The following is an 18,044-nucleotide window of genomic DNA, read 5'->3' as shown; positions in this document are numbered from 1 at the left end:
CATTGTCGGTTATTGCCTGGCCATGTGCACCTGCGTGCAACTCCGAGGAGCCGACCGACACAGGACGTCGCGGACATGGCGCGAATTTACGGCGTGTGTTTGGGAATACTCTTGGCGCGCCTGCCCACCCGTGACAGCGGACCTGCGCAATGACACGCCGAGTTACTATGATACCCGAGGCCAATGACCTCGGGCACCGTGTTCGCCCTCTGCCTACCTGGCTGATCTCAGCTGCTGCATGGCCTTGCGGCGGACATCGCTCTCCAGCCGATCCACATAGACATGGCCGTCTAGGTGATCGCACTCGTGCTGGATCATCCGACCCATGATGCCATGGCCTTCGAGAGTCACTGTCTTGCCGTCCAGATCGATGCCGTGGGCTCGTGCGTAGTCGGCCCGTCTGGTCGGATACCAAAGGTTTGGAAGGGACAGGCATCCCTCCTCGCCATACTGCTCGCCCGAGGTCTTGTCGATGACCGGATTGATGATGTAGCCCACCTTGCCGCCAATATTATACGAGAAGACTCGCAGGCCCACGCCGATCTGATTAGCCGATAGGCCCGCCCTGCCCGGATCGTCGACGGTGTCCACCAGGTCACGCACCAGACTGCGCACAGCCGGGGTGATGCTGGTCACAGGATCGCATGGGGTACGCAAAACCGGATCGGGAACCACTCTGATTGTACGAATCGCCACTGCCTACTCCTCGTCATCCCGGCCGTCGTGGCCGTCCTTCTCGTCCTCCGGGGCCGCTTCCTCCTCCTGGCGACCATCACGCTTGCGTCCGGTCATGCTGGCCAGGGAATCGCTCATAGTGGTCCGTGCCCTGCTGACGATGTCGTTCTCTTTGGCAGCGGGTTTGGCTGGCGTTCTGGGCGCATAGAGGACCTTGTCCACAAGTTCGGCATACTGGCGGAGCACCTCGGGGCGCACAACCTTAAGGCTGGGGGTCAGGGTACCGTCCTCCTGGCTGAAGTCCTTGTCCAGCACCAGGAACTTCCGCACCGACTCGGCCCGCGAGACGTTGCAGTTGGCCTTGTCCACATACTGCTGGATGAAGGCGTGGATCGCATCGTTATGGCTGGCCTGCTCCATGCTCATGTCAGCGTCCAGACCCTGGGAGGTCAGCCACGATTTCAGCATGCCGACATCCAAAGTAACCAGGGCGCCCACGAAGGGTCTGCCGTCGCCCACGACCACGGCTTGAGAGACTATCGGACAGGTGCTGATCACATCCTCCAAAGGTGCCGGGCTCACGTTCTTGCCGCCGGCGGTGATGATGACGTCCTTCTTTCGGCCGGTGATGAAGACGAAGCCCTGATCGTCTATTTGGGCTAAATCGCCGGTATGCAGCCAGCCGTCCTTATCAAGCACGGTGGAATCCAGCTCGGGCTGGTGGTAATAGCCCATAAAGACGCTGGGGCCCTTGACCAAAAGCTCATCGTCGTCGCTCAGCCTGACCGTGATGCCCGAGCCAGGTCGACCGACCGACCCAACTTCGTTGGCATCCTCGAAGTTGACAATGCAGGGGGCCGCCGTCTCGGTCATTCCGTATCCCTGAATGAAGGTGATCCCGTCGATTCCGTTGAAGAAGTGGGCCAGGTCGGCGTTCATGGGTGCGCCGCCGCAAGCCAGATAGCTCAGGTTGGAACCCAGGGCGGACTCAATTGTGTTGCCGACGGTTTTGGTGTAGAAGGCGTGAGCCAGGCGGGTCAGCGGCGAGTGGCCGCGCCCCTCCTGCTCGTCCTTTGACCACTTGATGAAGTGCCTGGTGGCCTTGGCAAAGACCTTGCCGGCCAAACCTGTGCCGGCCTTCTGCGAGGCGGCATTGTAGACCTTCTCGAAGACGCGGGGCACGCCCAACAGATAGGTGGGCCGGAAGGTGCGCAGGTCAGTCAGCAGGTGCTTGGCGTTGGAGACGTATCCGACCACGCCCTGAGCGCCGATGGCCACGTACTGGATGTAGCGGGCGAAGCAGTGGGCCAGGGGCAGGAAAAGCATCAGGCGGGAGGGGGCTGCCAGCATGTGGTAGAGCACATCCCAGCCGACGAAAACGATGTGGACGAAGTTCCGGTTGGAAAGCATAGCGCCTTTGGGCTCACCGGTGGAGCCCGAAGTGTAGACGATGGTGGCCAAATCGTCGGCTTTGACCTGGGCGATGGCTTGATCCAGGCGCTCGTCGTCAATCCCCTGGCCGAATTCGCTGACTGCATTCAGGCCCCCTGCCTCGAAATTGAAGACATACTTGAGCTTGGGCGATGACCCCCGAACCTGCTCAAGGATCTGCGCATGCTCCGAGTCGCCGGCAAAGGCCAGAACGCAGTCCACATCCTGAACGATCTTCTGGGCCTGGCTGGGCGAGTCGGTCTCATAGATGGGCACAGAGACCGCCCCGATGGCCGCGCAAGCGAAGTCCGTGACCCCCCAGTCATAGCTGGTCGAGGCGTAGATGACTACGGTGCTGCCTTTTTCCACACCCAGGGCCATCATGCCCTTGGCCACGGCACGAACCCGTGCGGACATCTGCCCGGCCTTGACATCGTGCCAGTTTCTGGTCATGGGATCCTGCCACTGGGCAACCAGCTCCTCAGGATCGCGAGCGGTGCGTTTTGCCAGGAGCGAATAGATGGTGTCCTTGTCCGTCGTCGGGTGTTGAAGCTCGACCGTATATTCACGCAACATACCCACCATCATATGGGTCAACCCGCCAAAGCCGCCGCCTAGCCCATGTCGAAGCGTACACAGACCCAGCGCGAACCGCTCCTTGCAACAATCATGTTGGCAAGCACAGTGCGCTCGCCGACCAGGAATCCGATAGTGGTTTCGTATCGGTCACGGTCCACGCGGTAGATCTCAACCAGTTTAGGAATCAGCGGCAAGTATGTCATTCTGGCATGATCTGCAGTACGAACCATGCCCAGATGCCGATCATTCAGCAACCGGGCCAGTAGGGCCAGCCGTTCCATGCATACGCGGTTGAGCACACGCTCCAGGCTCTTCATCGGCAGACGGCCCCTTAGCACATCGAAAACCCTGGAAGCCAGTGCGCACAGGTTGACGAGAATTCGCTTGAGACCCCCTGGCAGACCCTCATTCTCAGCAACATCTTCCGGCCGAACGAAATTGACTGTTCGCACTGTCAGATTGATGTCGCCGAGTCCGAGCGGCACCTGTGTACAGGTGGACGGCCACCAGCTGTCGAACTCCTGTCCTTCTGGATCCTCGATTGCCTGATCACTATCCCAGGCCGGTGCCAGATCCATATACTCCGTCATACTTCTTCTCCTTGCACTTCGGCGTGCCTGATCCCCCTCCGCGCACCGGGCAACTGACGCAACGACAGCGATTACGTTCAGAACAGGAATGCGCAGAGGGATTGTAAATGTAAGTGTTATGAATAAATAGGTTGTGGATGTCTTCTTCTGCTTAGCTGCGTGGAGCAGGAGTCACTGCCACACGGCACTTTTGGAAGTTCTTGACATCCACGTAGCCGGTGGAAGCCATGGCTCGCCGCAGAGCTCCGATAAAATTCAGACTGCCATCGGTGCGATCGCTGGGTCCAAAAAGTATGCGCTCTAGGCTCCCCACCTGGCCGACCTGGACCCTGCGACCCCTTGGCAGCTCAGGATGATGGGCCTCGGCCCCCCAATGCATGCCCTGGCCGGGAGCATCGGTAGCCTTAGCCAGAGGCGTGCCCAGCATGACCGCGTCGGCCCCCATGGCCAAGGCCTTGACAAAGGACCCCGATGTGCCCGTCTCACCGTCGGCGATGACCTGAACGTAGCGTCCGCCGGACTCATCCAGGTAGTCGCGACGCGCCTCAGCCACATCCGAGATGGCCGTAGCCATGGGGGCCTGAATGCCGATGGTGGCGGAGTCAGTTGAGGAGGCTCCCCCGCCGAACCCGACAAGGACCCCAGCGGCACCCGTACGCATCAGATGCAGAGCCGCCTGGTAGGTGGCGGCCCCGCCAACGATGACCGGAACGTCCAGGTCGTAGATGAATTTCTTCAAATCCAAGGGCTCATGGCTGGTAGAGACATGCTCGGCCGAGACCGCCGTCCCACGGATTACGAAGAGATCCACGCCCGCATCAACCACCGTAGTGTAGAACTCCTGCGTGCGCTGAGGGGACAGAGCCCCGGCCACTGTGACTCCGGCCTTGCGAATCTCCTGGAGACGGCGGGTAATCAGCTCTGCCTTGACCGGCTCCCGGTAGACCTCCTGAATGACCCCAGTCGCCTGCTCCGACGAGGCATGGGCTATCCTGTCCAGCTGCGGACGCGGATCTTCATATCGGGTCCACAATCCTTCCAGGTCAAGCACACCCAATCCACCTAACCGTCCCAAGGCAATTGCCGTCTCGGGGCTGGTCGCCGAATCCATAGGCGCCCCCAGCAAAGGCAGGTCGAACTCGTAGGCATCCACCTGCCAAGCCGTGGAGACATCCTGGGGATCCCTAGTCCTCCTTGAAGGGAGTATGGAAACATCATCGAGCGTGTAGGCGACTGTAGCCTTCTTGCCGAGACCAATTTCGATTTCCTGTGTCATGTCTGTCAGCCTAGCGCCTCATGATGACGCTCCGGCGTGCTACGAACGGGTTACGAGCAGGGGAACAGAGAGTAACAAACTTGGGATAGAACTGTTCGCGAGCGCAATTGCGGCATCGGGAGCAGGATCCGGCCCCCGACCCGCCGACCGATAGGAGGCCGCCATGGACAAGATCGCCGTGAAGGGACGCATCGTCGAGCTCGACGGTGACGAGATGACCCGGGTCATCTGGAAAATGATCAAGGAACGGCTGATTCTGCCCTATCTGGACGTGGACCTGGACTATTACGACCTGGGCATCCGCAACAGGGATGCCACCGACGACGAGGTCACCGTGCAGGCGGCTCAGGCCATTCAACGCGAGCACGTGGGAGTCAAGTGCGCCACCATTACTCCGGACGAGGCCCGCGTAAAGGAATTCGGTCTTAAGCGCATGTGGAAGTCACCCAACGGCACCATCCGCAACATCCTTGGTGGAACCATCTTCCGCGAGCCCATCGTTATCGACAATATTCCCCGGCTGGTTCCCGGATGGACCAAACCCATTGTGGTGGCCCGCCATGCCTTCGGCGACCAGTACCAGGCGACTGATTTCACCGTTCCCGGGCCGGGAAAGCTAAGCGTCGTGTTCACTCCTGATGACGGGAGCGACCCTGTGACCAGACAGGTGACAATCTACCCAGGTCCGGGCGTGGCCCAGGTGCAGTTCAACCTTGATGATTCCATCCGTGACTTCGCGCGTTCCTGCTTCAACTATGCCCTGCAGAGGCGCTATCCGGTCTACCTGAGCACCAAGAACACCATCCTCAAGGCCTATGACGGTCGGTTCAAGGATATTTTCGCCCAGGTCTACGAGCAGGAATACCAGAGTCGGTTCGAGGAAGAGGGACTGACCTATCAGCATCGGCTGATCGACGATATGGTGGCCTCCTCGCTCAAGTGGCCGGGAGGATACGTCTGGGCCTGCAAGAATTACGACGGTGATGTCCAGTCTGATGCAATAGCTCAAGGGTTCGGGTCTCTTGGCCTGATGACATCCATGCTGATGACGGCCGACGGGCAAACTGTAGAAGCCGAGGCTGCCCATGGGACCGTGACCAGGCATTACCGGCGCTGGCTCAAGGGCGAAACCACCTCCACCAACCCGATCGCCTCCATTTTCGCCTGGACCGGCGGACTCAAGCAACGGGCTCGGCTGGATGATACGCCCAAGGTAGCTTGGTTTGCGCGAACTCTGGAATCTGTGGTTATCGAGACCGTGCGCTCCGGCCGTATGACCAAGGATCTGGCCAGCCTGGTCGGTCCTGATCAGCCCTGGCTGGACACCGAGGGCTTCATGGATGCCCTGGACCATGCCCTTGCCGAACGTATGGTTTCAGCTGCGACAGAGGCCAGGGACAGCAAGGCGGACTAACAGATCACATCACACAGAGCATCATCTCCCAGCTATTGCAGACGGTTAATCTGTTCGGATCGGTCTTGACCGTCTGCCCCTCGGCGAGAATCTTGTCACAAAAGCAAGGAGGCTCCATACGCTCCTGCCCGGGAGCCATACAATGGTTGCTCGGGACCCGGCCAGAGTCGGGCTCTGTCGGGACGAAGGAGCGAATGTGAAGAAGACCGGCTTTGCACGGCATTTGTCCGGCTTGATGACCCTGCTGGCATGCCTGGTCATGGTCGCATCAGCAAGTGCCTGCGGTCCAGCCATAAGCGGGGGGAGACAATCCCCGACCGCCCCGCAGAGCCAGGCGACCTCCACGTCAACTGCCGAAGTACCCGGTCGGGTGGCCATTTTCACTCCCTCTGACGGCATCACCCTCTCCCAGCACACACCCATCAACAAATGGGCCGCCCTGGTTCCAGAGCTCAAGTCGGCACTGACCAAGGAGCATCTTTCCAGCAAGCGCATCGACGCATACACCAGCGGGAATCTGGAGGATCAAAGCAAGGAACTGCAGGATTACGTGGTCAACCGTCTTTCGGAGCGCAAGACCGAAAAGACCTCAGAGCCGACCACATTGGTGGTGGCACCCATGACCTCGCCAGACTCCATTACCCGCCAGTATGGCGACTATATCAGCAAGTCACTCGATGTCGATGCCAAAGACAAGGCGAGTTCACGTCTGGTCTCGTCTCTGCGTCTGGCTGCTGGTGCGGGCATGCACGTGGTGCTGATGGCCAACCAAGTACCGGGCATTCAGCCGGATCTATTCGTACAGTTGTCTGACGCACGGGCCATTGGTCAGATGCAGGCGGAGAAGCTGGCCAGCAAGCTGGAGCTGGACAAGGCCAGCAAGGACAACCCCTGCCGCATCGAGATCCTGCTGCCGAACCGTCCGGCCGATGCATCCTCTGATGCATCCTCTACTGACACGGGTGCTGAAGCCAACCAGGCTGAACAGGACCAACAAGAGGATCAGAATTCCTTCCCTGCCCAGGCCTTCGCCGGAATCTGGCAGGTGCTAGGTCCATATTTCAAGGATGGAAGGGCCGACAGTCCCTCGGGACGCCTGCAGGCCGACAGTACCGAACGGGACTGGCAGTCTGTCGCCTTCGATCCAGGCAAGGATGCCTCGGCTACAGGCAAAGAGCTGGCAACCCGTCTATCCATGAACGACGACGCCAAATCCCATACCGAGGTAGACGGCATTCTGGCCATGAACGACTTCATCGTTTCCGGAGTGGTCTCTGAGCTCAGGGATTTAGGATATCGAGGTTCGTCGGCGGACGTCAACCCGGAAATTTCCATATCCGGCATCGTGGGATCCATGGCCGGCCGTCAGGATCTGCACCGTCAGCGCGTGCCCAAACCCGCCCAGAGCCCTGCAAGCCAGAATTCGTCGGGGTCGCAAGCGGATTCTTCGCAGAACACGGGCAAGACCCAAGAATCCACGTCCTCCGACGACCACACCGCCTGGCCCATCATCAGTGGGTATGGCGCCTATGCGGACAACATCCCCCAAATCGTGGATGGACAGCAGTGGATGACCGGGCTGGAAGACAGACTGGGGCTTGCGGGTGATATTGCCAAGGCTTGCGTCAACCTCAACAGCCAGGGGAAGGTGCCAGCCATGGATACGATTCAGACTGTCAATCAGGATGGCAAACAGTTACACCGTCTGTCAAGACCTTTAGTTGCGGTTTCGGTATCCAACCTCAAGGCGACGCTGATCGACACCGGCTACATCAAACCTGCCGATGCTGGTCTTTGAGCATAGATCTCCTGCTCGATCCGATCCTCATACCGCTTGAGAACCTCCTGACGGCGGGGCTTGTATGATGCGGTGAGCAGACCGTTTTCACGAGTGAAGTCCTGGTCCAGAATCAGATAGCGGCGGATGCCCTCGGCCCGGGATACCTGAGCATTGGCCGCGTCCACTGCACGGTCGACCTCGGTGCGGATAATGGGGTTCTCCCCAGCCGGAGCGGCCTCTTTCAGGGGCTCAGCGCCCTGGTCCCGCAACCAGCGGTCGACCTCCTCGGAATTGAGGGTGATCAAGGCCGAGACGAATGGCCTGCGGTCTCCGATGACCATACAGTGGCTGATAATGGGCGAACGTTCAACAGCCGTCTCCAGCAGCGCCGGCGAGATGTTCTTGCCACCAGCAGTAATGATGATTTCCTTGCGCCGGCCAGTCAGCCGAACGAACCCGTCCTCGTCCAGACTTCCCAGATCGCCGGTCAGCAACCAGCCGTCGCGAATCTGCCTGGTGGTGATTTCTGGATGGTTGTGGTAGCCCATGCAGACATCGGGGCCCTTGACACAGAGCTGGCCCTCCTGGTCGATGCCCACGGTGATGCCGGGCATGGGCAAGCCGATGGTGCCCAGCCGGTAGCCCTTGGTAGGGTTGACCGTCACCGGACCCATGGTCTCGGTCATGCCGTAGCCCTCGAGGAGGGGCAGACCTATGCCGTTGAAGAAGTCCGCGATGTCCCTGTCCAGGGGTGCTCCGCCCGAAATGGCATACTTGACCCGGCCGCCCAAGGCCTCGAGGATGGGATCGTAGACGGTGCCCGTGTACATGAGGTGCTTGGTCTTCAACGACATGGGAACGCGGGTGCCGTTCTGTTGGTGACGGGACCACTGCCTGGCCACCCCTGCAGCATCCAGGAAAATCCTGCCCCTAGCGCCTGTGCCGGCCCGCTGGGATGCGGCGTTGTAGATCTTCTCGAAGATTCGCGGCACAGCCAGGATGAAGGTGGGCTTGAAAGTCTGCGTGTCCTGCAGCAGATTGCGGATGGACCCGGTGAGCCCCAGGGTGAGATCCGTGGCGATGGCGAAGAACTGCAGGCAGCGGGCAAAGGCGTGGGCCAGAGGCAGACAGAGTAGAAGCCGCCTGCCCTCGCCCAAGCAGATGTCAGGAACCGCCTGAGCACCCGAACGAACGGTGAAGACGATGTTGCTGTGACTGATCTCTATGCCCTTGGGCTTGCCCGTGGAGCCTGAAGTGTAGACGATAGTTGCCAAGTCGGAGCCTCGCACCGAGTCGGCCCGGGATTGGAAGTCTGCCTGGTCCACCGCCCGTCCGTAGGCGGTCATGGTGGTCAGCGCCCCCCTTGTTATCACATACAGATCGTTCAGATAGGCACACTGGGAACGAACCGCGTCCACCCGGGCCCTCATGTCGTCATCCTCCAGAAAGGCCATGCCCACGTGGGAGTCGTTGAAGATACGGCGGATCTGATCGGGCGAGTCTGTCTCGTAGACCGGCACCGTAACCGCTCCGATGGACAGGATAGCCATGTCCAGGGCAGTCCACTCCCATCGGGTGTGCGAGACGATGGCCACCGAATCCCCCCGACCTATCCCTCGTGCCATAAGCCCCTTGGCCAGCCCGACCACACGATCCCGGAACTCACGGGCCGTGATGGTGTTCCACTCACGTCCGCTTCGGTATTCAATCAAAGAATCGTCCCCCAGGCGCACCACCCTGTCTTCAAGCAGGGAGAAGACGCTGGCATCGGCATCTATGGGCTCCTCAAGCGGACGCGTGAATTCTTGCTGAATGTTCTGCATGACCACTCCCTGCTGAAACGGCGTTATGCTTAACGATTCTAACCGCTCCCCCGGGCCAGCGATATACCCGGTCTGCAGACGCGCGCGTCATCTGAACGACTGTGGCGCTGCTATAAGGGTTTAAGACGAATCCTATGATTTCCGACTTTAGCGCCGGGATTCAAATAGCGGCCTTGACCGTCTTTGAGACCCCAGTGCAGACAATCCTGAGCACAGTGGTCCGAGACCCCCTCTACTTTCCCCCAGACCGTGCCGGCCTGAAGTCGGGTTCCCGTCGGCAAAGAGCTCTGCGCAGGCTCGTAGGTGGAGACCAGATTGCCGTGACGAATGGAGACCACGTCCTTGCCTGCTACGGAACCTGCAAAGGCGATGACACCGTCTGCCGGAGTCCTGATACGCCTGCCCTGCTGCGCTGCCAGGTCAATCCCACGATGACCGCTCAGCCAAGGATGATCCGGCAGATCAAAGGGACGAATAATAACCTGCGATGCGGCATTATCTGCAGTCAGGGGTTCAAGGGGCCACAGCCAGCCCCGGCGGCAGGCTGCAGTCGATGATGTAACTCGACCGTTCTGCGCCGGAATTGCAGCCGAAGGTAGGATCGGTGCAGGCTGAGCCATGACAGTTGCCGTGGGTCCTGCGGCCGACAGGACCAGTGCCAGCATCAGCACCAGCAGAGTCCTGGGGAACCAAGGAGGCCGACAGCCGGAAGGCATAATGGGCATCCGGCCGGTAATCCGTTTGATGCCCTTGTTCTTATGGTCACGCGCACAGGCCATAGGTGCACCTTCCCTCCGTCATCGTGGACGCCCGATTGAGCGTCCACCATCAGGATGGATTCGATGCCAAGGCCGCGTGAACCGGAAAAAGGCATGTGGTCGAATATCCAGTCGTCCACATCCAGATGGACCGTAAAGGCACCATACCCGAAAACCCTGAAAGGGTTGCCAGCCCAGATGCCTTTATCGGCCTTTTAAGCCAAATGAATGACCGTCCAAGAGATGGGAGGCAGCTGAAGATTCAAGGCATCCTCATCCATCTTGATGTCTTTCCGGGCATGCATGACGACCCGTTCCTGGTCTTCAAGAGTGTTGCGTGCCGAGGGGTCGTCCTCATGCAGAGTGCTGACTGTGGCTTGTCTGCGTCGATCCTGTTCAGGCAAGGCGATTTTGAAATCAACAGAACTGTCAGGGCTGCGGTTGACCACAAAAACGCTTAGTGAACCATCGGCACCTCTGACGGCCACTGAATCGGTCATGGGCACCTGACCATAGCGCGAAGTCTCACAGGTGTCGCCGCTTTGCAGACTCTTGAGCACGTTGCCGCCTCGTGCATAACGAGCTGTCAGGGCGAAGGGGTAGAAAATGGTCTGCCGCCAAGCAGGACCGCCGGGCTCAGTCATGATGGGGGCAATGACGTTGACCAGCTGGGCCAGGCTGGCTGCATGAACGACATCGGCATGCCTGAGCAGGGTAATCAGCAAGTCGCCCACCACCACGGCATCTGCTGCCGAATAGACATCCTCCAAAAGCGGTGCGCCTAGAGGCCAATTGCCGATGCCTTCGGGCGATCTGCTGGCCTGAGCCTCCTGGTACCATACATTCCACTCGTCAAAGGAGATGAAAACCTGATGATCGCTGCCCAGCCGGGCACGCGAGGCGGCGATGATGGCCGCCACATCGGTGATGAAACTGTCCATGTCCACGCCGGAAGCCAGAAAGCTGGCCATGTCTCCATCCTTGGGTGCGTAATAGGCATGGCATGAGAGGAAGTTCACATTTTCAAAGCAGCGCTCCAGGACTGTACGCTCCCAGAGGCCGAAAGTGGGCATGGTGTGCGAGGAAGACCCGCATACAACCAGATCCAAGTCCGGGTCGATCATCCGCATGGCCACAGCCGTCCGGTTGGCCAGATCAGCGTATTCCTGTGCACTCTTGTGGCCAATCTGCCAGTCGCCATCCATCTCGTTGCCCAGACACCACATCTTGATGCCAAAGGGACGATCATGGCCGTTGGCCCGCCGCCGTTCGGACAGCTCGGTGCCCGATGGCACATTGCAGTATTCGAGCAGGTCCAGGGCTTCCTGCATGCCCCTGGTACCCAGGTTGACGGCCTCCATAAGCTCGTTGCCGCCCAGCTTGTCCAACCAGTCGCTCATCTCGTGCAGTCCGAATTCGTTGCTTTCGCCGGAGTGCCAGGCCAGATCGAGACGGCGAGGACGGCTTTCGCGCGGTCCCACGCCATCCTCCCAGCGATAGCCCGAAACAAAGTTGCCACCTGGGTATCGGATGGTTGTTACGCCTAATTCCTTCACAAGATCCATGACGTCGCGGCGGAAGCCCTGCTCGTCTGCTGTCGGATGCCCCGGTTCATAGATACCCGAGTAGATGCCCCGACCCAGGTGCTCCACGAAAGATCCGAAGAGGCGATCGTCAATGGGCGTAGACTCCTGCTCCTCATCCACCTTGAACTGTGCCACGCTCTTGTGATTTTGCTGCCCTTGCGTCACTGTCTGGCTCCTTCGTTCTGACTTTATCGTCAATGATTCTCGTCCATCTCCAAAACTATGGATCATCTGAATAGTACAACGTCGTTAATTCGGCCAGGCACCTGTCTGTCGCCTCATGCAATACCGAAAAGGTGCCTTCCGGGTGCCAAACGCAAGGCTACATAATCATTCAGCTGTCATGAAAGAAGCGAATCTCCAAAATAAACTGACATCATCAATTCCTGGATTAGGAGACTCCAACAGCAATTCAATAGACTGATCGTCCCGATACTCGTGTTGACAACAACTAAGACCATTGGGGATAACAGGATTGCATGTGTCTGAAAAATCGCACAATATAAAGAAACCGCCGGAAGACCGGCGGTTGAGAGCTCCCGCAGCTGGGCTTGAACCAGCGACATTTCGATTAACAGTCGAACGCTCTGCCAACTGAGCTATGCGGGAATGTCCCGTTCAACTCTCGCTGAACACAATTACCATACTATAGTCAGGACCTTCGTATCCGACAACTTGGCGTGTCGATTACATGAGGATCTTGTCCATTGGCATGGCTGAATCAATAGAGAAGTCAGGAGCAGAGGGAGGCAGGCCGGCCTGAACCAGATTGACGCCCAGCATGGCCACCATGGCACCGTTGTCCGTGCACAAGTTGATCTTCGGAATACGGACCTTGACGCCCTCCTCGTCGCCGAACTCCTGAAGCCTGCCGCGCAGCTGCGAGTTGGCCGAGAACCCGCCGCCGACAATCAGGGTATCCGTGTCGAACCGGTGGCAGGCAGCCATGGCCTTGCGGGAGAGGACGGTGGCCACGGAGTCCGCCAGCGAGGCGCAGACATCATCCACGGGAATATCGAGCCCGGCCTGCTGTCTGCGCTCAACCCATCGAGCCACTGCGGTCTTGACCCCCGAGAAGCTGAAGTCATAAGGATGCTCGGCTCCGGCCCGGCCCTTTGTCAGCCCCTGGGGCACGGCGATGGCGTGGGGGTCGCCCAGACGGGCATGACGGTCGATGTGGGGACCGCCCGGATAGGGGAAGCCGAGCAAACGTGCAATCTTGTCGAAGCACTCCCCCGCCGCATCGTCCAGTGTGGTGCCCACCACCTGGACCGATCGCGCCAGATCATCCACATGCAGCAGCGAGGTGTGGCCGCCGGAGACAATCAGAGCCAGGGCATTCTGGGGGAATGGACCGAATTGGAGCTGGGTGACCGCTATATGGCCGATGACGTGGTTGATGCCGTACAAGGGCTTTTTCGCCGCCCAAGCCAGCGCCTTGGCACCGGAAACGCCTACGGCCAGGCATCCAGCCAGCCCAGGACCGGCCGAGACCGCTATGGCATCGACCTGGGACAGGTTCATATCCGCATCGTTCAGGGCCTTGGAGACGACCGGCACAAAGGACTCAGCGTGTGCCCGTGAGGCGATCTCGGGTATGACGCCGCCATAGCGGGCATGCTCGTTCATGGAGGATGCCACCACGTTGGACAACAGCCGGTTGCCCTGAACCAAGGCGGCCGCGGTCTCGTCGCAGGTGGATTCGATGCCAAGCACCAGAGGCTCACTCATGGTCAATGATCCTTTCCTGTCCTTTCGAAAGCTTGTTGCTGCCAAAGCCCACCGGGCCCGGTCCCACCGAGATTAAGGGCCTGGTCATAGCCCAAGCATCCACATCTTCAGGCTGATAATAGCCTTTGCACAGACCCGTCTGTGAGAAGCCAAAGTCCTTGTAGAGGTCGATGGCAGCGCAGTTGTCTACGCGCACTTTCAGGTTCATGCACTGCAGACCCTCGCGATCGGCTCCAGCGATCAGCCTGGCCAGCAAGAATCCTGCAATACCTCGATTCCGGGCTTCCGGCAACACCCCGATGGTCATCAGCTCGGCATCCCGTTCACCAGACCAGTAACCTCCGTAGCCCAGGATGGCTCCCTGGTCATCCCATACCAAGTAGGTGCGTGAGGGCGCAGACAGCTCGAACCGCAGCGCCTGCCGACTCCAGGCTTGGTCGCCGAAAACCCTCGCCTCCAGATCGACCAGCTGGTCCAAATCCCCCAAGGCCACCCCGCGAATCATGACTGGACGGCTACGTGTTTGAGCGGATTGGGCACGGAGACATCCGGCCTGCGAAGGTAAAGCGGCTCCACAGGATCGATCAGCCCCTGCTGGGCACGTCGGCATGCACAAGCAGCCATCAGGCTTGTCCCGTCAATCCGATCCTCTAGGAAAGATCCCTCATCCAGCACAACCCGTATATCAGATTGCTTGTTCAGACGCTCCCATTGGTCAGCGTAGCGACCGGTTCCGTGGCCGCTGACGACCATGGTGACAGGATCTTGGTCCGGTGACTTCCGCTCTTCTACCATGGCCGCGATCTTCTCACAGATAGCTGCTGGATAGTCGATGCTCATCTCGGTCAGCGGCCTGGCCGGGTCCTCCACGTCTCCAAAGTCGTCAAAAAGACGATAGTAGAGCTGGCGACGCCGAGCGTCATTGACTGCCAAGACCAGGAGCCGGGTATGGTCTTGGTCCTGCTGCTTGAACCGCCTGTAGGCATAGCGGGCTTGTGGCTCCAGGATGTCCTGGCCAAGCAGACGGGCACCCGTGGCAAAAGCCAGGGCCTTGGCGGTGACGATGCCCGCCCGCAAACCAGTGAAAGGCGCAGGACCCAGTCCCACTACGATGGTCCTCAGCTCGTCGGCAGACAATCCAGCCTGGTCCATGACCTTGGCGATATTGACTTGAAGACGTTCCACATGCGAGCGCGAGTCGGTCTCGATGCAGGGCTCCCTCCCGGGCAGCCCCACAGTCGAGCCATATGAGGTATCGATCACTAAAAGGGGCGTATCGCTCCCGCTCATGCCGTCATCGCCTTTCTCAGCTCCTCCAGTCTGGTGGCCCATGAAAGTCCCACTCCACGAAGACGTACCATACGCTGACCCTGGGAGCTGGGTGGCGCGTCAGGATCTTCACGGGCATCCACGGGTCGACTGATGGTCACTTCCAAACGTTGATCGGCCAGCGCCGAGGCCATCTGCTCCCCCCATTCCATCAGGATGATGGTGCTTTGACCCGGATCTTCCAATTCCTCGTCCAGACCAAGGGACTCCAGCTCGTCCAGAAGCCGATCCACGCCATCTTCGCCAGGCAGATAATCCTGTCCGCCCAGCCTATAGGCATCCACATGAATCAGGGTCACAGGTGAGCCGTCGGACAGATGGCCGTGCAGCTCTCTTGCGATGGTGAACGTGGGCGAGACTACAGGGCCGTCCACTCCAAGTCCGCTGCCCAGCCCCTGGGCCAGCGTGGTCTTGCCCGCCCCCAGAGGACCGGACAGAAGAATCACATCCCCGCCATGCACACACGAGGCCAGGTTTCTGCCCAGGCGTTGCATGTCCTCGCCCGTAGGCACGGCCAGCTCAAATCCATCCTGCTGACCGGCGCTACCCTGCAGGCTCATGCCAATGTCCTTCCCTTGGCGGCAATCAGCTCCACTGCCCGTTCCAGTGCATAGCGAGCATCGCCGCTGCTGGTCTTGCTGACCTCATCTGCCTGGGCCAAGGCCTCAATGCAGGCCGCAAGACCGGAGGAGATCCATCCATGCAGCTGCCGTTTTGCCTCCCGCAACTGCCAGTAGGCGGCCTTGGCCTCGGCTGTTGTGATGGATCCCGATTCGATGGCCGCCTCCTTGCCGAGCGTCCGCAACTTCAGAGCCAGTACTCCAATTAGAGAAACCGGTTCATTGCCCTGTTCCAAAGCTGAGCGCAGGGCGACAACGGCTTGGGCCGGTCGCCCAGCAAGGGCCCTGTCCGCCACGGCGAATCCGGATACAGCCGGATTATCAGTCAAATACCTGTTAACGATCTCCAAGGTCATGGGCTCCTGGTCAAAATCGAAACAGAGCTGGGAGCACATGGCGGCCAGTTCAGGAGTACGTTCGCCCAGGACATCCACCAGACGCTGGGCCGCCCTTGGCTGGATGCGGCGCTGATGGGCCTTGAATTGTCCATAGACGAAGTCGATCTTGTCATCGAACTTCTTCAGATCCGGCATCCGCTCTATGACTGCTCCGACTCGTTCCATCTGGTCCAGAAGCCTGCGGCCCCGGTTGCCCCCGTCATGACGTGCGATGACAATGCTGGATTCGGATTCTGCCGGATCCCGGCAAAAATCCACCAGGGCCTGAGTCAAGGCCTCATCGGCCGCCTGCAGATCATCCAGAAGAACCACGGCCGTCTGACTGAGCAGAGAGGGTCCGACTGCCTCCTGAAAGGCGTAAGCGTCGCAGTCTGACGCGTCCATTTCTATGTATTCGCTGTCCGGATGGGCTGCACATGCCTGTGCACACAGTTCCTTGACGCGTTGCCCGTTGAGGAAGGGATCGCCACCAACCACCAGATGGACGGAAGGGTTCTCCTGCTGAGCTTTGGTCATGCCTCAAATCTCCCTTCATCACTGGACATTGACGTCGGTTGTTTTTGAAGACTAACTGGGCCAAAAGTCCATAGGTCTGTTGCAGCCAGCCCCTGATTGACGCCCAGGCCGACGGCCGAAAGGGCACCCCCGGAGCCACGTTTGTCACAGTTGACCATGAACAGTCCCGCCTCCGGACGCGGATGAGTCGAATCAGCCGGTGATCAGTCACGGCCATGAGACCCAGACCAAGCAGGCAGGCACTGCCAACTGGCCCCGATGGCCAAGCCGCCGGAGCAATAGCCTCGCCCATCCACTTGGCGGTAAAAGCCATAACTCCGGTACCCAGGGAGGTCAGTCGTGCCAGCAAGAGCCCCACTGGAGGCCACAGCCAGGAGGTGAGCAGAGCCAGCAGGCCGGTCACTGTGGCAGCATCGACCACAGGAGTGACTAACAGGTTGGCCAGCGGGGCCAGCAGAGGCAGTCCTGGACTCATCAGCATCTGCACGGGCAGCGTCCCGGCCTGGGCACACAGGGTCGGGGCCAATGGACGTGCAAGAAGTGCAGGAAGATGGTCTTCAAGAAAGGCCGTCAAACGCCGGTTGCCCAGACCGATGCCCAGCACGGCTGCGCAGGAGAGCGCGAAGCCGAAACTTGCTGCCATGGAAGGCCGCAGAATTAGTATCAGCAGCACACACCAGGACAGGGTGTTCAATGACTGGGCAGGCCGACAGGCAGCCAGAGCCAATGCCGAAAGAAGTCCCATGGCCTGAGCTCGCAAGACTGAATCCCCGGGAACCATCAGCATACCCAAACCCATATAGGCTGCAGACAAAACCAAGGACATCAGCAAGGGCGGCGAGCGCAGGGCCCGCATGATCGAAACCAGCAGCGAGGCCAGGATCATGAAGTGTCCGCCGGAGACGGCCATCAGATGCAGGATGCCAGATGCCCGGAAATCCTGGGTTAGACGAGCAGCATATGCAGGCTCCACTGCCGGTCTGCCCAGAGAACCACCCGACCCGGGTAGGGCTTGGTTACCAAGGATGCCCATGGTCAACCCCGGCACCAGGATTCGCCCCTGGTCATCAAGCTTGCTGGTCTGTTCAAGAAAGGCCTTTTGCATACGAGCTATCAATCGTCTACAGGGTCCTGGCGGCCTGACCTGTTGCAAGCCATCCTCCACGTCCAGCCAAGGCATAGGACGGCCGTACGTGGGGGGTTCCAAAAGGCCTCGCGCACGATACTGTCCGCCCTGCTGCAACAGGCATGACCGGCTGCGGGCGAAGAGCACGATCCGTTCATCGGAAGGCATGCGCACCCCGGTCAAAGTCACCCATTTCAGTTTTAATTCCGCCTGACAGTCCCAGCCTCGCCGAGAGGATGCGCTCATAGGGCCCACAGCTCGGCCATGCACCTCGGCAAGTGCCTTCCCCTGCCGAATCTGACGGGCTGCAGGCCCATTACGGACTGATTCATGACCAACTGCAGCGGCAGTTGCTACAGCCAAAGCCACCGCAGTCAGAACGGCGAGCATTGGTAGCCTCCGAGGACCAAAC

The 18,044-nt window shown here is 59.7% G+C and carries 14 protein-coding genes, 1 tRNA gene and 1 pseudogene; 2 read left to right on the top strand and 14 right to left on the bottom strand.

The annotated features are described in order from the left end of the window. Nucleotides 1–213: 213 nt before the first annotated feature. The 4 genes from ACVWNW_RS08535 to ACVWNW_RS08520 all read right to left on the bottom strand — a co-directional run bounded on the left by ACVWNW_RS08535 (nt 214) and on the right by ACVWNW_RS08520 (nt 4,551). A complete protein-coding gene (locus tag ACVWNW_RS08535) occupies nt 214–696 on the bottom strand; it encodes a peptide deformylase (protein WP_015021747.1) in 483 nt (160 codons plus the stop codon). A 3-nt stretch (nt 697–699) separates the two neighbouring features. Beyond that, nucleotides 700–2,682, bottom strand: coding sequence for an AMP-dependent synthetase/ligase (locus ACVWNW_RS08530; RefSeq protein WP_046322845.1), 1,983 nt, complete (start codon nt 2,680–2,682; stop codon nt 700–702). Nucleotides 2,683–2,720: 38 nt separating this feature from the next. Next, nucleotides 2,721–3,275, bottom strand: a complete 555-nt coding sequence (locus ACVWNW_RS08525) for an Rv3235 family protein (protein WP_121913303.1) — start codon at nt 3,273–3,275, stop codon at nt 2,721–2,723. 151 nt (nt 3,276–3,426) lie between these two features. Next, nucleotides 3,427–4,551 (bottom strand): GuaB3 family IMP dehydrogenase-related protein, encoded by a 1,125-nt coding sequence (locus ACVWNW_RS08520; protein WP_046322843.1) that lies wholly within the window; start codon nt 4,549–4,551, stop codon nt 3,427–3,429. Nucleotides 4,552–4,714: 163 nt separating this feature from the next. On the opposite strand from ACVWNW_RS08520, the gene ACVWNW_RS08515 reads away from it, so the two are divergent. Together ACVWNW_RS08515 and ACVWNW_RS08510 are read left to right on the top strand one after the other, a co-directional pair. Further along, the gene (locus ACVWNW_RS08515; protein WP_121913304.1) at nt 4,715–5,965 is read left to right on the top strand and encodes an NADP-dependent isocitrate dehydrogenase; all 1,251 of its coding nucleotides are present in this window, start codon (nt 4,715–4,717) and stop codon (nt 5,963–5,965) included. Nucleotides 5,966–6,200: 235 nt separating this feature from the next. Then, nucleotides 6,201–7,763: a type 1 periplasmic-binding domain-containing protein gene (locus ACVWNW_RS08510; protein ID WP_454483455.1), complete on the top strand. Its 1,563-nt coding sequence runs from the start codon at nt 6,201–6,203 to the stop codon at nt 7,761–7,763. Here the strand turns inward: ACVWNW_RS08510 and ACVWNW_RS08505 are convergent. From ACVWNW_RS08505 to ACVWNW_RS08460, 10 genes and pseudogenes are all read right to left on the bottom strand, one after another. Then, nucleotides 7,733–9,568, bottom strand: a complete 1,836-nt coding sequence (locus ACVWNW_RS08505) for an AMP-dependent synthetase/ligase (RefSeq protein ID WP_121913305.1) — start codon at nt 9,566–9,568, stop codon at nt 7,733–7,735. The two genes, ACVWNW_RS08510 and ACVWNW_RS08505, sit on opposite strands and share 31 nt — an antisense overlap. Nucleotides 9,569–9,678: 110 nt before the next feature. Then, nucleotides 9,679–10,347, bottom strand: a complete 669-nt coding sequence (locus tag ACVWNW_RS08500) for a M23 family metallopeptidase (RefSeq protein ID WP_454482222.1) — start codon at nt 10,345–10,347, stop codon at nt 9,679–9,681. Nucleotides 10,348–10,541: 194 nt separating this feature from the next. Then, nucleotides 10,542–12,077, bottom strand: coding sequence for an arabinosylfuranosidase ArfA (gene arfA, locus ACVWNW_RS08495; protein ID WP_454482220.1), 1,536 nt, complete (start codon nt 12,075–12,077; stop codon nt 10,542–10,544). A 371-nt stretch (nt 12,078–12,448) separates the two neighbouring features. Beyond that, nucleotides 12,449–12,521: transfer RNA gene (locus ACVWNW_RS08490), tRNA-Asn, on the bottom strand. 78 nt (nt 12,522–12,599) lie between these two features. Beyond that, the gene (gene tsaD / locus ACVWNW_RS08485; RefSeq protein ID WP_110425172.1) at nt 12,600–13,643 is read right to left on the bottom strand and encodes a tRNA (adenosine(37)-N6)-threonylcarbamoyltransferase complex transferase subunit TsaD; all 1,044 of its coding nucleotides are present in this window, start codon (nt 13,641–13,643) and stop codon (nt 12,600–12,602) included. Next, the gene (rimI, locus tag ACVWNW_RS08480) at nt 13,636–14,148 is read right to left on the bottom strand and encodes a ribosomal protein S18-alanine N-acetyltransferase (RefSeq protein WP_454482218.1); all 513 of its coding nucleotides are present in this window, start codon (nt 14,146–14,148) and stop codon (nt 13,636–13,638) included. Before rimI ends, tsaD begins: the two co-directional genes overlap by 8 nt. Next, nucleotides 14,145–14,933 (bottom strand): tRNA (adenosine(37)-N6)-threonylcarbamoyltransferase complex dimerization subunit type 1 TsaB, encoded by a 789-nt coding sequence (tsaB, locus tag ACVWNW_RS08475; RefSeq protein WP_121913309.1) that lies wholly within the window; start codon nt 14,931–14,933, stop codon nt 14,145–14,147. The genes rimI and tsaB overlap by 4 nt, the downstream gene beginning before the upstream one ends. Next, nucleotides 14,930–15,532 (bottom strand): tRNA (adenosine(37)-N6)-threonylcarbamoyltransferase complex ATPase subunit type 1 TsaE, encoded by a 603-nt coding sequence (tsaE, locus tag ACVWNW_RS08470; protein ID WP_454482215.1) that lies wholly within the window; start codon nt 15,530–15,532, stop codon nt 14,930–14,932. Before tsaE ends, tsaB begins: the two co-directional genes overlap by 4 nt. Beyond that, entirely contained in the window at nt 15,529–16,506 is a 978-nt protein-coding gene (gene holA / locus ACVWNW_RS08465; protein ID WP_454482213.1) for a DNA polymerase III subunit delta, read from the bottom strand. Before holA ends, tsaE begins: the two co-directional genes overlap by 4 nt. A gap of 223 nt (nt 16,507–16,729) precedes the next feature. Beyond that, a pseudogene (locus tag ACVWNW_RS08460) lies at nt 16,730–17,539 on the bottom strand (ComEC/Rec2 family competence protein); the annotation flags it as partial. Between the last annotated feature and the right edge of the window lie 505 nt (nt 17,540–18,044).

Source organism: Bifidobacterium sp. JNUCC 75 (assembly GCF_054819865.1).
This window is presented reverse-complemented; position numbering and strand designations above follow the sequence as displayed.

Excerpts from the sequence above, each read along its gene's own strand:
- ACVWNW_RS08510 (WP_454483455.1), top strand. The coding sequence starts at position 6,201 with ATGACCCTGCTGGCATGCCTGGTCATGGTCGCATCAGCAAGTGCCTGC.
- tsaE (WP_454482215.1), bottom strand. The coding sequence starts at position 15,532 with ATGAGCCTGCAGGGTAGCGCCGGTCAGCAGGATGGATTTGAGCTGGCC.
- ACVWNW_RS08500 (WP_454482222.1), bottom strand. The coding sequence starts at position 10,347 with ATGGCCTGTGCGCGTGACCATAAGAACAAGGGCATCAAACGGATTACC.
- ACVWNW_RS08525 (WP_121913303.1), bottom strand. The coding sequence starts at position 3,275 with ATGACGGAGTATATGGATCTGGCACCGGCCTGGGATAGTGATCAGGCA.
- holA (WP_454482213.1), bottom strand. The coding sequence starts at position 16,506 with ATGACCAAAGCTCAGCAGGAGAACCCTTCCGTCCATCTGGTGGTTGGT.
- ACVWNW_RS08520 (WP_046322843.1), bottom strand. The coding sequence starts at position 4,551 with ATGACACAGGAAATCGAAATTGGTCTCGGCAAGAAGGCTACAGTCGCC.
- rimI (WP_454482218.1), bottom strand. The coding sequence starts at position 14,148 with ATGATTCGCGGGGTGGCCTTGGGGGATTTGGACCAGCTGGTCGATCTG.
- tsaB (WP_121913309.1), bottom strand. The coding sequence starts at position 14,933 with ATGAGCGGGAGCGATACGCCCCTTTTAGTGATCGATACCTCATATGGC.
- ACVWNW_RS08530 (WP_046322845.1), bottom strand. The coding sequence starts at position 2,682 with ATGTTGCGTGAATATACGGTCGAGCTTCAACACCCGACGACGGACAAG.
- ACVWNW_RS08505 (WP_121913305.1), bottom strand. The coding sequence starts at position 9,568 with ATGCAGAACATTCAGCAAGAATTCACGCGTCCGCTTGAGGAGCCCATA.
- tsaD (WP_110425172.1), bottom strand. The coding sequence starts at position 13,643 with ATGAGTGAGCCTCTGGTGCTTGGCATCGAATCCACCTGCGACGAGACC.
- ACVWNW_RS08515 (WP_121913304.1), top strand. The coding sequence starts at position 4,715 with ATGGACAAGATCGCCGTGAAGGGACGCATCGTCGAGCTCGACGGTGAC.